Genomic DNA, 12659 nt, shown 5'->3' with positions numbered 1-12659 from the left:
ACGCAGTGAGCAGCCCGGACCGCCGCGTCGCCCTGGTCGTCACCGCCGTCGGGGGCCTCTGCTTCGTCCTCCTCGCCGTCCTCCTGGTGCCGTGGCACCCGGTCCCCGGCGGGACGCCCGACCCGGTGGCGGCGTCGTCGGTCTTCAGTGCCGAGCAGATCGCGCGCGCCGAGGACTACTCGCGCTGGGCGCGGGTGTGGAGCTGGAGCTCGCTGGCGGTCTCGCTCGTCGTGTCCTGCGTCCTCGGCTTCAGCCGGTGGGGCCGGCGGCTGGTCGGCCGGCTGCCGGGCTGGTGGTGGGTCCGCGTCGTGCTGGCGGTCGCCGCGGTCGTGGTCGTCGGGCGCGTCATCACGCTGCCGTTCGCCGTGCTGATGCGACGCCACGTGCTCGCCAACGGGCTCAGCAACCAGGGCTGGGGCGGCTTCGCGGCCGACCTGGTCCGCACCGAGGTGGTGCAGATCGTCGCGATGTCGGTCCTGCTGATCGTGCTGATCGGCTGTGCCCGGCGGTGGGAGCGGTCGTGGCCCGCGGTCGCGGCGGCGCTGATGGGCGCACTGGTGCTGCTCGGGTCGTTCGTCTACCCGCTGCTGGTAGAGCCGATCTTCAACAACTTCACCTCGCTGCCGGACGGCCCCCTGCGCACGCAGGTCCTCGCCCTCGCCGACCGCGAGGGCGTCCCGGTCGACGACGTGCTGGTCGCGGACGCATCACGGCGTACGACGACCCTCAACGCCTACGTGTCGGGCTTCGGCGGCACCCGCCGGGTCGTGCTCTACGACAACCTGGTCAACGACGTGCCCCAGGACCAGGCGCTGTCGGTGGTGGCCCACGAGCTGGGGCACGCCAAGCACGACGACGTGCTCACCGGCTCGCTGATCGGCGCCGCCGGTGCGGTCTTCGGGGTCGGCCTGCTGGCGTTGGTCGTCGGCGCGCTCGCCGGTGGCGGCCGACCGCGGATGCGGGAGCCGGCCGTCGTGCCGCTCGTGCTCGCGCTGTTCGCGGTCGGCTCCCTGCTCTCCTCGCCGATCCAGAACGCGATCAGCCGCCAGATCGAGACCCGGGCCGACGTCGACGCGCTCGAGACGACCCGGGACGCCGACGCCTTCGAGGCCGTGCAGCGGCAGCTCGCCCTCCGGTCGCTCGGCGACCCGACGCCGCCGTGGCTCTCGCAGCTGTGGTTCGGGTCCCACCCGACCAACCTGACCCGGATCGCCATCGCCCGGCAGCTCGCCCAACGGGACTACTGAGCGCGGCTGCCCAGCGGTTGGACCTTCGGCGGGGCCGCATGGCCCGAACGGGCTACTCCGGTCGAGACCATCACCCGATCCCGCACGACCTCTGGGAGGACGAGCATTCCCTTCATCGGGGCGAGCCCCGGACCGGCAGAACCGGTACCCCCACCGGCCCGGTGCGAACTTGAAGGGAAACACCATGGAGCACCTGCGCAACCTCCTCCAGGCCCGCCGCGTCGACCGTGACGAGGCCGGCGCTTCCGCCGTCGAGTACGGCCTGCTGGTGGCCGGCATCGCGGCCCTCATCGTGGCCGTCGTCTTCCTCTTCGGCGGCATGATCAGCAAGACCTTCGACGACACCTGCGCCACGATCCAGGGCAAGGGCACCACCAGCACCGCGGACTGCGCGGACAACGGCAGCAAGTGACGTAACCCCCTGTCTTCGGCCGTGGTCCGCGACCCCCGCAACGCGGACCACGGCCGAAACACATTTCTGCACCATCTACAGGAGAGTGGCCGATGCGATCTCGAGACGAGCACGGTTCCTCGGCCGTCGAGTACGGCCTCCTGATCGCCGGCATCGCGGCCGTCATCGCGACGGTCGTCTTCCTGCTCGGCAGCACCGTGCGCGACACCCTCTTCGACCCGGGCTGCGACGACCTGGCCGGGCACATGGCGACCTCGGGCGGCGGTCCCAGCAGCTGCCAGGAGTAGCTAGACCCCGATCGAGTCCACGCTGGAGAGCAGCCCGGTCCGCATTGCGATCACGATGGCCTGGGCCCGGTTGGCGGCTCCGAGCTTCTGGTAGATCCGGGCGACGTGCGTCTTGGCCGTCGACCGGCTGATGTACAGCTCTGCTGCGATCTCGCCGATGCCCAGGCCGTCGGCGAGCAGCCGCAGGATCTCGGTCTCGCGGTCGGACAGGCGGCCCGACTCGCGGGCCGCGCGACGGCCGAGGGCCTGGAGCAGGCCGGCCGCTGCGAACGACCGCGGTGACACCACGGAACGCCGTGCCGCGTTGACCACGTCGGAGGAGGGGGCGTCCTTGCCGACGAGGGCCGACGCGCCGGCGTCCATCGCGGCCAGCAGCGGCCGGTCACCGGTGTGCATGGTCAGCATCACCAGCCCGGTGCGGTCGTTGCCGCGACGGATCGCGCGCACGATGTCGATGCCGGTGCCGTCGGGGAGCTGGAGGTCGGTCACGACGACGTCGGGGCGCAGCTCGGCGTACGCCGCCATCGCCTCGGCGACGGTGCCGGCCACCCCGACGACCGTCAGGTCGGGCTCGCGGTCGAAGACCCCGCGCAGCCCGGCCCGGACCAGGTCGTGGTCGTCGACGAGCAGGACGGTGGTCGGGGAGTGGGGGGCCGTGTCGCTCATGCGGGGACCTTTCCGGACTGCGACCCGAGGTCCGGGTCGAGATCGTTGGTGACGAGTGCCGCGGGCACCCGTGCCTTCAGCACCACGCCGCCACCGGGGCGGGCGGTGAGCGCGAGCTCGGCACCGATGAGGCGGGCGCGCTCGCGCATGATCTGCAGGCCGTGGGAGTCGGCCCGGGCTTCGCCGAGCCCCCGGCCGTTGTCGCTGACGGTGACCTCGGCGTACGGCGCCGCGACCCGGCAGGTGATCCAGATGGTGCTGGCCTCGGAGTGGCGCACGGCGTTGGTGATCGCCTCCTGGCCGATGCGCAGCAGCTCGGCCTCGACCTCGGGGCGCAGCCGGGTGCCCTCCTCGTGGAGGCGCACGTGGAACGTGATGCCGGTCAGCTTCTCCACGTTGCGGGCGAGGTCCTCCAGCGCGGCACCGACGCTCTGGCCCGGGCCGGTGTCGGTGCGCAGCTCCACGAGGGCGCGGCGGAGGTCGGCGAGCACCTCGCCGAGGAAGCCGCGGAGCTGCTCGAGGAGCTGGGCCTGCTCCAGCGGGTCGGGGTGCCCGTTGATGGCGTCGAGCAGGTAGCCGACCGACGCGAGGTCCTGGGCGACCCCGTCGTGGATCTCGCGGGCGAGCCGGCGCCGCTCGGCGACGGTCGCGGTGTTGCGGAAGCGGGTGAAGAGCAGCGCGGTCTCGAGCACGACCGACTGGTCCTCCAGGCCGGAGCCGAGCCGCTGGAGGCGTTCGCCCAGCGCGATCCGGTCGACGGTGGGGGACAGGTGCCCGGAGACGACCGCGACCACCCGGCCGTCGCTGGTGAGGGGGAGCGCGAAGGTGTGGCCGCCGATGGCCGGCCGGCCGCTGACGACGGCCTCCGCGGCCAGGTGCGACCCGGTCCCGGCCGAGGCGCCGGCGACCCAGACCAGGGTGCCGTCGGTCGGGGCCTGGAGCATCAGGCCCCGGGCCGGCAGGTCCGCGGCGCCGAGCGACGCGCTGAGCCGGTTGAGCAGGTCGGTGCCGAGCACCTCGGGCTCCAGCGGTGAGCCGAGGCGGTCCGAGACCGACGCCAGCTGGTGGATGAGCGACTGGGCGCTGCGGTGGGCGGCGAGCTGGTCGGAGCCGAGCAGCGTGCTGTGCAGCGCGGCGCCGATGAGCCCGAAGCCCAGGCCGGTCAGCAGCCAGGTGAAGGTGGTGCTCGCCAGCGTCAGCGTCATCGCGTCGGCCAGGCACGTCCCGGTCACGAAGACCCCGATGCCCGCGGCCAGCGCGAACATGCCGGCCTGGGCACCGCGCAGGATGGCGGCGGTGACCGGCGGGATCGCGAGGACCCCGAGGATGCCGGGACCCGACTCGGTGGCGAGGGTGCAGGTCACTGCGCAGACGAGCCCGACGAGCGCCGCGCTGGCCAGCTCGACCGTGAAGACCCCGCGCACCAGGCGGTGCTCGGCGACCTGGGTGGTGGCCCAGACCATCCCGACGGTGGCCACGCCGAGGAGCACCATGCCGTCCTGCGAGGACAGGGCCGGCGCCAGCACGGCCACCAGGCCGAAGACGCGGGCGATGCCGGCCATGCCCCGCCTCCGGCGCTGCGACGCCGTGATCGCCGAGCCGCCCAGGGTGGCCATCAGAAGGAGTCCATGATCGAGATCGCGGCCGGACCCATCACCGCGATGAAGAGGCAGGGCAGGATGCAGAAGATCAGCGGCACGGTGATCTTCACCGGCACCTGCTGGGCCCGCTGCTCGGCCCGCTGCCGGCGGCGTACGCGCATCTCGTGCGACTGGGTGCGCAGCACCTGGGCCACGGGGATGCCGAAGGCGTCGGCCTGGGCCATCGCGCCGACGAACGAGCGGACGTCGGCGACGTTGCTGCGCTCGCTGAGTGCCCGGAGCGCGTCGCCGCGGCCCATCCCGATCTGCATCTCGTGGAGCATCCGGTTGAGCTCGTCGGCCAGGGGACCGTCGGTGCTCCGGGCGACCTGCTGGATCGCCGCGTCGAACCCGAGCCCGGACTCCACGCAGATCGTCAGCAGGTCGATGGAGTCGGGCAGCTCGCGCTGCATCAGCTCGGTGCGCTCGTAGGTGCGCTGGTAGAGGTAGAGGTTGGGGCCGAACCAGCCGATCCCGGCGCCGATCGCGAGCAGCGCGATCCGCATGGTCGGCGAGACCCCGAGCACGAGGGAGACCGCCAGCGCGACGGCGAAGCCGACGAACGTGCACAGCACCTTGGCCGACACCACCCGGTCGACCGTCCAGCCGGCCGGGTTGCCGGCGAGGTCGAGCTTGTGGCGGATCCGCTCGGAGGAGTCGGCACCCGTGAGGCGGCGCCCGATGCGCAGGGCGCGGCGGCGCAGGGGCTCGAGGATCCGCTCGCCGAACGGCGGGTCGATCTCGCGGGTCAGCGCGACCGGCGCCGGCGACGTGATCGACTCGAGGACGGCGATGGACCGGGCGACACCTCCGGTCTGCACGCGAGGCCGCAGGGCGGCCGCCGTGAGGGCCAGGGCGACGGCGACGAGGCCGCAGCCGAGGACGAAGAGCAGGACCATGTCAGACCTCCACCTTCACCATCTTGCTCATCCAGAAGACCCCGACGGCGAGCAGGAACCCGGCGCCGACCAGCATCGTCAGACCCATCGGGGTCGTGAAGAGCGGCATCACGTAGTCGCGGTTGGACACGAGGAGGTAGAGCAGGAACGCCGGGGGCAGGCCGCCCAGGACGTACGCCGAGAGCTTGCCCTCCGCGGCCAGCGCGGCCACCTGCCGACGCATGTACTCCCGCTCGCGCATCGTGGCGGCCACGGTGCCCAGGAGCTCGGCCAGGTTGCCGCCGATCGGGCGCTGGATCCGGATCGCCATCACCACCCACCCGAGGTCCTCGCTCTGCAGCCGCTCGGCGACCCCGTCGAGCGCGTCCTCGAGGTTGACGCCGAGGCGGGTCTCGACCAGCGCACGGCGGAACTCCGAGGCGATCGGCTCGATGCCCTCCTTGACGATCGTGTCCGCCGACTGCGACAGCGACAGACCGGCCTCGAGGGCGCCCGCCATCAGCTGCAGCGCGTCGGGCAGGGCCGCGTTGAAGGCCTTGCGCCGCCGCGATCGCTTGAAGCCGAGGTAGATCCAGGGGCCGAACCCGCCGAGGGCGAGGCCGATCAGGCCGAGGAGCACGCCGCCGCCGCTGAGGAGCAGGCACAGGACCGTCGTACCGACCGCGATGCCGGCGTGCACCAGCAGCCACTCGGCGGGCCGCAGCTCGCTGCCGGCACCTTCGAGCCGCAGGCCGATCCGCTCCTCGAGGCCGCGGTTGCGCGACAGCATCCGGTCGGCGGCCTCGCGCACGGGCGCCAGGGTCTCGGCCTGCCGGGTCTGCTCGGCGGCGTGCTGGCCGCCGAGGTAGGCGTCGACGCGGGCGGCGGCGCCCATCGGCTTGGGCTTGGCGGGTACGAGCACGAGGAGCACCAGGAGGAGCGCGACGCCGATGGCCGCGATCCCGGCGTACACCGCCCAGTCCGGCAGCTCGAGCGGGTCGTCGACGGCTGCGGCGACCGGCGCCGAAGCCGGAGGGGTGGCCGCGTGCCGGCGCACGGTGGTGTACGCCGTGGCGCTGAGCGTCGCGTGGTCGGTGGGGAGTCGCACGGAGACGTTGGCCTCGGTGGCGGTCACCTCGTCGGGCACGGTCACCGTGACGAGGACCTGACGCCCGAGGGCGTCGGCCTCCTCGGCGAAGGCGGCGGCGAGCGCGTCGGGCTCGGCGCTGATGACCTGTCCGTTGCCGGCGGCGGCGAGCGCGGCGAGGGACGTGTCCTTCGCCCGCAGGGACACCGCGTCGAGCAGCACCTCGCCGTCCTCGAGCCGGCGGGTGACGTCGGCCAGCGGCGTCGTGGTCGTGTCGGCGCCGTCGGACAGGACGAGCAGCGAGCGCTGGCCCTGGTCGCCGGCGAGCGTGATCGCGGCCTTCACGCCGTCGAAGAGCCGGGTCCCGTGGCCGAAGCCGAGCCCGTCGACCACCGCGCGGGCGGCGTCCCGGTCCAGGCTCGGGGGCAGCGGGGTGGCCACCTCGCCGTCGAACGTGACGATGCCGACGTAGACGTCCGGCGGCACCGTGTCGAGGAAGCCCAGGGCCGCCGCGTGGGCCGCGTCGGCGCGCTCGCCGCGCATCGAGTCGCTGGTGTCGATGGCGAGCACCACGGTACGGCGCACCCGACCCGCGGCACCGGCCGACTCGGCCCGTGCAGAGGCCTTCTGGTCGTCCACGGTCACGGTCACGCCGTCGAGGTCGACGTCGGTGCCCGGCGGCACCGAGACCAGCACGCGCAGCCGGCCGCCGGCCATCTCGACGTGGGTGACCCCGGCCCCGGAGTCGTCGGCTGCTGCTGCCGCCGGCCCCGCAACGAGCGGCCCTGCGACGAACACACCAGCGAGGGCGCACACCAGCGTGGCGCGCGCCGTGCGCAGCGTCCTCCGGAGCCGGGGGGTCTGGGTCATCGACGTCACCCGGCCGTCGCGAAGATGATCGGGTCGACGGTCACGTTGGACTCGCGCAGCTTGTCCAGCAGCTTGGGCCGCAGGCCCGTCGAGACCAGCCGGCCGAGCACCCGGCCGTCGGTGTCGTAGCCCTGCGAGTGGTCGAACACGAAGATGTCCTGGAGGGTGATGACCTCGCCCTCCATCCGCTCCACCTCGGTGATGTGGGTGATTCGGCGGCTGCCGTCGCGGAAGCGCGACTGGTGCACGATGAGGTCGACCGCCGACGCCACCTGCTCGCGGATGGCGCGGATCGGCAGGTCCATGCCCGCCATCAGCACCATCGTCTCGACGCGGGAGAGCGTGTCCCGCGGACCGTTGGAGTGGACCGTGCAGATGGAGCCGTCGTGACCGGTGTTCATCGCCTGGAGCATGTCGAGGGCGGAGGCGTCGCGGACCTCGCCGACGATGATGCGGTCGGGCCGCATGCGCAGGCTGTTCTTGACCAGGTCGCGGATGGTGACGGCGCCCCGGCCCTCGATGTTGGACGGCCGTGACTCGAGGCGTACGACGTGGTCCTGGTGCAGCTGCAGCTCGGCGGCGTCCTCGATCGTGACGATCCGCTCGTCGGTCGGGATGAACGACGACAGCACGTTGAGCGTGGTGGTCTTGCCGGCGCCGGTGCTCCCGGAGACCACGACGTTGAGCCGGCCGCGCACGCAGGCGTCGAGGAAGTCCCGGGCGGTCCGGGTGAGGGTGCCGAACCGGACCAGGTCCTCCGCGGTGAAGGGGTCGGCGGCGAACTTCCGGATGGTCAGGATCGAGCCGTCCACCGCCAGCGGCGGCACGACGGCGTTGACCCGCGAACCGTCGGGCAGCCGCGCGTCGACCATCGGGCTCGACTCGTCGACGCGCCGGCCGACGCGCGACACGATCTTGTCGATGGTGCGGCGCAGGTGGTCCTCGTCGGCGAAGCGCGCCGGCACCGCGGTCAGGCGGCCGTTGCGCTCGACGAAGATGCTGTCCGGCCCGTTGACCATGACCTCGGAGACCTCCGCGTCGTGCAGGAAGGGCTCGATCGGGCCGTAGCCGATGATGTCGTCGCGGATCTCCTGGGTCACCCGGAGCCGGTCGCTCGCGCTCAGCGGCCGCTCCTGGGCGCCGAGCACGTCCGCCAGGATCGTGCGCAGCTCCTGGTCGAGCTCCTCCTGGTCCATCTCGGCCTCGTAGAGCTGCGGGCCGAGGGTCTTGAGGAGCTCGCCGTGCACGATCGAGCGGACCTCGTCGAGCCGGTCCTCGTCGGCGGACGACGTCCGGACGCCGCGCGGACGGAGGTCGACCTCGGTGGGCGCCGGGGTCGCCCGGCGCTTGCCCGCGACGGGGGAGTCGGTCGGGACCTCGACCACGTCGTGTCGGGGCGTGGGTACGACGGCGCCGGCCTGCTGGGCCTGACGCAGGGCGGCGAGCCGCTCGGACAGTGTGGTCATCTGGTCACCTCCGCAGCTTCATGCGGCGGCCGGACCGTCGGCGCCGCGGATCTTCCTCGGCGACCGCGAACGGGTCCGCGGCCCCACCGGCGAGCTGGGCGGCCAGGCCGCGGATCGCGTTGCTGACCGCGTGCTCGGGCTGGCTGGACATGATCGGGACGCCCTGGTTGGTCGACCGGGCGACGTCGATCGAGGTCTGCATCCGGACCTGGATCCGGCGGGCGAGGATCTCCTCGGCCTGCTGGATCGTCAGCCCGGTGTCCTCGTCGGCGTGGTTGAGCACCACGTGGTGGTGGCCGGACGCGATCGCGAGCGAGTCGAGGGTGGCCAGGCCGATCTTGACGTTCTTGAGGGTCGGCAGGTCGAGCGTGGCGACCATGACGCACTCGTCGCTCTCGTCGAGCGCGGTGAGGGTGTGCTCGTCGAAGTCGGGCGCGGTGTCGACGACGATGTAGTCGAAGCCGGTGCGCAGCGCGGCCAGGATGCGCGAGACGAGCAGCGCGGTGATGCGCTCCCGGACGTCCGGGTGGCTCGGCGGCGCGAGCACCATGATCGACGCCTCGTGCCGGGTCAGCAGGCCTTCGACCAGGGGCAGGTCGACCGCGGCCTCCGAGCCGATCGCGTGCTCGATCGAGTGGGTCGGGAGCAGCTGCAGGGTGATCGCCACGTCGCCGAAGGCGAGGTCGAGGTCGACCAGGCAGACCCGCTTGACGCCGCCCTTGCTGAGCGCGACCGCGAGGTTGACCGCCAGCGTGGTCTTGCCGACCCCGCCCTTGGGCGAGAAGACGGTGACGATCCGGCCCGCCGGTCCGGCGCTCCCGGGACCCCGCAGCGCGAGGTGCAGCTCCTCGGCACGACCCACGGAGCCGAGCAGGCCGGCGGTGTCGCCGAGCGCGACGACCTCGCGGACGCCGGACGACATCGCGCGGGTGAGCATCGCGGACTCCAGCTGTGCCCGGACCAGCACGAGGCTCAGCGTGGGCCGCGCGACCCGCAGCCCCTCGCAGAGCAGCAGCGCCTCCTCCAACGGCATGGTGGGGCCGATCACCACGACGTACTCCGTCGGGTGCTCGTCGAGCCACCTGAGCAGGCGGTCTCCGGACGGTACGCCGTGCGAGGACGGCTGGGCGCTGCTGGGCAAGGCGGCCAGGAGCGCAGCCACTGCGCTGCTGTCCGGGTCGACGACGATCGGCATTTCGAGCTTCCCTCCGAGTTGGTGCTCTGGAACTGCTGGTGCATCGCGGTGGTGCTGGGTGACCCCTGTCAGAACAGGGAGTCGGCGGTGACCGGCGGGGCGGGCGCCACGGCGCTGCCCTCGGTGAGCAGCGCGAACGCCAGCTCACCGTTGGTGACGGCGAAGAGCACCCGCTGCGCGTCGGCCTGGTCGACGGCGACCGTCAGCAGGGTGCGGGGGAGCGCCTCGGTCGTCGCCTGGCCGGCGTCGTCGGTCGTCGTCGTGGCGACGGGGGTGGTCGACCCGACGCCGATCACGGTCACCCGGTCGAGGAGCAGTCGGGTGTAGGCCTTGCCGTCCTCCTCCGTGCCGTTGACGAAGATCGCCACCTCGGACCCGGGGTTGACGAAGCCGGCGACGCGCGCCGGGTCGGTGAGGTTCACCGAGATCGCCATCTGGCCCTTGGGGATCTGCAGCGCGCTCGGCGGTGCCGCGTCGCTGCCGAACTTCGCGGCGACGATCTGCTCGCCGGGGTAGATCCGCGTCAGCGCGACCTGCTTGCCGAGCGCGTCGATGCTCGTCAGCGCGTCGGGGAGCACCTGGTCGCGGGGGACCTCCTCGAGCGTGAGCTTGCCGCTCTGCGACGCGGCGGTGATGCTCTCACCGGGCTCGATCGCGACGGTCGCCCGCAGCACCTGGACGGGGTCGAAGCGGCTCTCCGCCCGTGCGTCCGCGCTGCGGACGTACAGGAACACGAGTGCCGCGCCGGCCACGGCGGCGAGGACCGCTCCGACGAGCAGAAACTTCCGATGGACCACGGTCGCCAAACCTTCCCGAGAGTGACCGTGCTCGGAACCCGGGCGCGGTCGAAGAACAATGGGCGACGGCCGAAGCCGTCAACCCCCGCCCCCGCCGGGGTTGAAGCAGGAGCAGATTAGGACGGGGCGACCCGATCTGTCCGAAACGGGTTCTAGTGGTCTGGACCGGTCTCGTCGACGGGCCGTTCAGCCGATATCGATGCAGCCTGTGCGATAAGGATGAGGCGCGTCAGCCGACGTAGAGGGCCGCGACCTCGTCCTTGAGCTCGCGCATCACGACGTTGCGCTTGAGCTTGAGGCTCGGGGTGAGCTGGCCGCCCTCCTCGGTCCACTCGTCCGGGAGGATCGTGAACTTGCGGATCGACTCGGCCTTGGAGACGGCCTTGTTGGCCTCCTCGACCGCGGTCTCGATCTCGGCACGCAGGTCCGGGTCGTCGACCAGGGCGGCGATGTCGGTGCCCTTGCCGTGCTGCTCGGCCCACAACGGGACCGAGTCGCGGTCGAGCGTGATGAGCGCCGCGATGAAGGGCTGGCCGTCGCCGACGACGATGCACTGGTCCACCAGCAGGTGGCCGCGGAGGCGGTCCTCGAGGACCGCGGGGGCGACGTTCTTGCCGCCGGCGGTCACCAGGATCTCCTTCTTGCGCCCGGTGATCCGGACGAAGCCCTCGTCGTCGACCTCGCCGAGGTCGCCGGTGTGGAACCAGCCGTCGCTCTCCAGGACCTCGGCGGTCGACTCGTCGTTGTGCCAGTAGCCGGCCATCACCTGACCGCCGCGGAAGAGCAGCTCGCCGTCGTCGGCGACGCGTACGGCGGTGCCGGGCAGCGGTCGCCCGACGGTGCCGATCTTGGTCGCGTCCGGGAGGTTGGCGCTGAGCGCCGCGGTCGTCTCGGTGAGGCCGTAGCCCTCGAGGACGACCAGGCCGATGCCGCGGTAGAAGTGGCCCAGTCGCTCGCCGAGCGGCGCGCCACCGGAGACGGCGTACTCGCACTCGCCGCCGAGCGCGGTGCGGAGCTTGCCGTAGACGAGCTTGTCGAAGACGGCGTGCTTGGCCCGGACCCGCACCGGGATCTTGCCGCGCTCGATGCCGCGGGAGTAGGCGATCGCCGTCTCGGCTGCGGCGTCGAAGATCTTGCCGCGGCCGTCGGCCGTCGCGCGCTGCGAGGCGGTGTTGAAGACCTTCTCGAAGACGCGGGGGACCGCGAGGATGAAGGTCGGCTTGAACTCGGCGAGGTCGGGCAGCAGCTGCTTGATGTCGGCCGAGTGGCCGAGGCGCGTGCGGGACTTGATGCAGCCGACCTGGATGATCCGCGCGAACACGTGGGCGAGCGGCAGGAAGAGCAGGGTCGAGCCCTTGTGGTCGAGGAAGAGCTCGTCGAGCTCGTTGACCGCCACGCCGAGCTCGAACATGAAGTTGCCGTGCGTGAGCATGCAGCCCTTGGGCCGGCCGGTCGTGCCGGAGGTGTAGATCAGCGTCGCCAGGTCCAGGGGCGTCGCCGTCGTACGCCGCTTCTCGAGCTCCTCGTCGGAGATGTCCCCGCCGAGCCGGCTCAACGTGTCGACGGCGTTGTCCGCGATCGACCAGACGTGGTTGAGGTCGTCGAGGTCGCCGCGGACCTCACGCACCCGGGCGAGGTGGTCGGGGGTCTCGGTGACGACCGCGCGGGCGCCGGAGTCGCTGAGGATCCAGTGCACCTGCTCGGCCGAGGAGGTCTCGTAAATCGGCACCGTGACCGCACCGGCGAACCAGATCGCGTAGTCGAAGAGCGTCCACTCGTAGCGGGTCTTGGAGACCAGGGCGACCCGGTCGCCGACCTCGATGCCGGCCGCGATCAGGCCCTTGGCGACGGCGCTGACCTCGGCGAGGAACTCCGCGGTGGTGACGTCCTCCCAGCCCGCGTCGGGCGCGCCCGAGCGGCGGCTGAACTGGACAGCGGAACCGGCTTCGCGGGCGTTGGTCACCACGTCGTCGGTGAGATTGCCGGTGGACGGAATCTCGGTCGTCAGGGGGGTCGAGAACTCGCGCACCGGCTGAGGTTACCGCGCGGGCCCGGGACCGGGTCGATCCGGTACGCTCGCTGCCCGAACCGCCCACGACACCCAGGGGGACACG

At 72.3% G+C, this 12659-nt stretch carries 11 protein-coding genes; 3 read left to right on the top strand and 8 right to left on the bottom strand.

Going from position 1 to position 12659, the window contains the following annotated elements; translation table 11 throughout:
• The first annotated feature begins 5 nt into the window (after positions 1-5).
• The 3 genes from ABEA34_RS23890 (at position 6) to ABEA34_RS23880 (ending at position 1946) form a co-directional block, all read left to right on the top strand.
• Positions 6-1247 carry a M48 family metallopeptidase gene (locus tag ABEA34_RS23890; RefSeq protein ID WP_345524273.1) on the top strand — a complete coding sequence of 414 codons (1242 nt, stop codon included), beginning with the start codon at positions 6-8 and terminating at the stop codon, positions 1245-1247.
• A gap of 184 nt (positions 1248-1431) precedes the next feature.
• Positions 1432-1659, top strand: a complete 228-nt coding sequence (locus ABEA34_RS23885) for a Flp family type IVb pilin (RefSeq protein WP_345524272.1) — start codon at positions 1432-1434, stop codon at positions 1657-1659.
• Between the two features lie 92 nt (positions 1660-1751).
• Complete coding sequence (locus tag ABEA34_RS23880) at positions 1752-1946, top strand: Flp family type IVb pilin (RefSeq protein WP_345524271.1); 195 nt, start codon at positions 1752-1754, stop codon at positions 1944-1946.
• On the opposite strand, the gene ABEA34_RS23875 is transcribed toward ABEA34_RS23880, so the two are convergent.
• From ABEA34_RS23875 to ABEA34_RS23840, 8 genes are all read right to left on the bottom strand, one after another.
• Positions 1947-2612 carry a response regulator transcription factor gene (locus ABEA34_RS23875; protein ID WP_345524270.1) on the bottom strand — a complete coding sequence of 222 codons (666 nt, stop codon included), beginning with the start codon at positions 2610-2612 and terminating at the stop codon, positions 1947-1949.
• Positions 2609-4228, bottom strand: coding sequence for a sensor histidine kinase (locus ABEA34_RS23870; RefSeq protein WP_345524269.1), 1620 nt, complete (start codon positions 4226-4228; stop codon positions 2609-2611). The genes ABEA34_RS23875 and ABEA34_RS23870 overlap by 4 nt, the downstream gene beginning before the upstream one ends.
• Positions 4228-5151: a type II secretion system F family protein gene (locus ABEA34_RS23865; protein WP_345524268.1), complete on the bottom strand. Its 924-nt coding sequence runs from the start codon at positions 5149-5151 to the stop codon at positions 4228-4230. The genes ABEA34_RS23870 and ABEA34_RS23865 overlap by 1 nt, the downstream gene beginning before the upstream one ends.
• A gap of 1 nt (position 5152) precedes the next feature.
• Entirely contained in the window at positions 5153-7087 is a 1935-nt protein-coding gene (locus ABEA34_RS23860; RefSeq protein WP_345524267.1) for a type II secretion system F family protein, read from the bottom strand.
• A 5-nt stretch (positions 7088-7092) separates the two neighbouring features.
• A complete protein-coding gene (locus ABEA34_RS23855; protein ID WP_345524266.1) occupies positions 7093-8553 on the bottom strand; it encodes a TadA family conjugal transfer-associated ATPase in 1461 nt (486 codons plus the stop codon).
• Positions 8554-8557: 4 nt separating this feature from the next.
• On the bottom strand, positions 8558-9748 hold the full coding sequence (locus tag ABEA34_RS23850) for a CpaE/TadZ family protein (protein WP_345524265.1): 1191 nt from the start codon (positions 9746-9748) through the stop codon (positions 8558-8560).
• Positions 9749-9816: 68 nt separating this feature from the next.
• Complete coding sequence (gene cpaB / locus ABEA34_RS23845) at positions 9817-10545, bottom strand: Flp pilus assembly protein CpaB (RefSeq protein ID WP_345524264.1); 729 nt, start codon at positions 10543-10545, stop codon at positions 9817-9819.
• Between the two features lie 229 nt (positions 10546-10774).
• Positions 10775-12574 carry an AMP-dependent synthetase/ligase gene (locus tag ABEA34_RS23840; RefSeq protein ID WP_345524263.1) on the bottom strand — a complete coding sequence of 600 codons (1800 nt, stop codon included), beginning with the start codon at positions 12572-12574 and terminating at the stop codon, positions 10775-10777.
• Between the last annotated feature and the right edge of the window lie 85 nt (positions 12575-12659).

The sequence above is a fragment of the Nocardioides conyzicola genome, from assembly GCF_039543825.1.
GTDB lineage: Bacteria > Actinomycetota > Actinomycetes > Propionibacteriales > Nocardioidaceae > Nocardioides > Nocardioides conyzicola.
The sequence above is the reverse complement of the archived record's forward strand: the minus strand, read 5'-3'. Positions and strand labels throughout refer to the sequence as shown.

What these genes read in the sequence shown, in the direction of transcription:
- ABEA34_RS23855 (WP_345524266.1), bottom strand. Translation starts at nt 8,553, where the DNA reads ATGACCACACTGTCCGAGCGGCTCGCCGCCCTGCGTCAGGCCCAGCAG.
- ABEA34_RS23880 (WP_345524271.1), top strand. Translation starts at nt 1,752, where the DNA reads ATGCGATCTCGAGACGAGCACGGTTCCTCGGCCGTCGAGTACGGCCTC.
- ABEA34_RS23885 (WP_345524272.1), top strand. Translation starts at nt 1,432, where the DNA reads ATGGAGCACCTGCGCAACCTCCTCCAGGCCCGCCGCGTCGACCGTGAC.
- ABEA34_RS23865 (WP_345524268.1), bottom strand. Translation starts at nt 5,151, where the DNA reads ATGGTCCTGCTCTTCGTCCTCGGCTGCGGCCTCGTCGCCGTCGCCCTG.
- ABEA34_RS23875 (WP_345524270.1), bottom strand. Translation starts at nt 2,612, where the DNA reads ATGAGCGACACGGCCCCCCACTCCCCGACCACCGTCCTGCTCGTCGAC.
- ABEA34_RS23860 (WP_345524267.1), bottom strand. Translation starts at nt 7,087, where the DNA reads ATGACCCAGACCCCCCGGCTCCGGAGGACGCTGCGCACGGCGCGCGCC.
- ABEA34_RS23850 (WP_345524265.1), bottom strand. Translation starts at nt 9,748, where the DNA reads ATGCCGATCGTCGTCGACCCGGACAGCAGCGCAGTGGCTGCGCTCCTG.
- ABEA34_RS23870 (WP_345524269.1), bottom strand. Translation starts at nt 4,228, where the DNA reads ATGGCCACCCTGGGCGGCTCGGCGATCACGGCGTCGCAGCGCCGGAGG.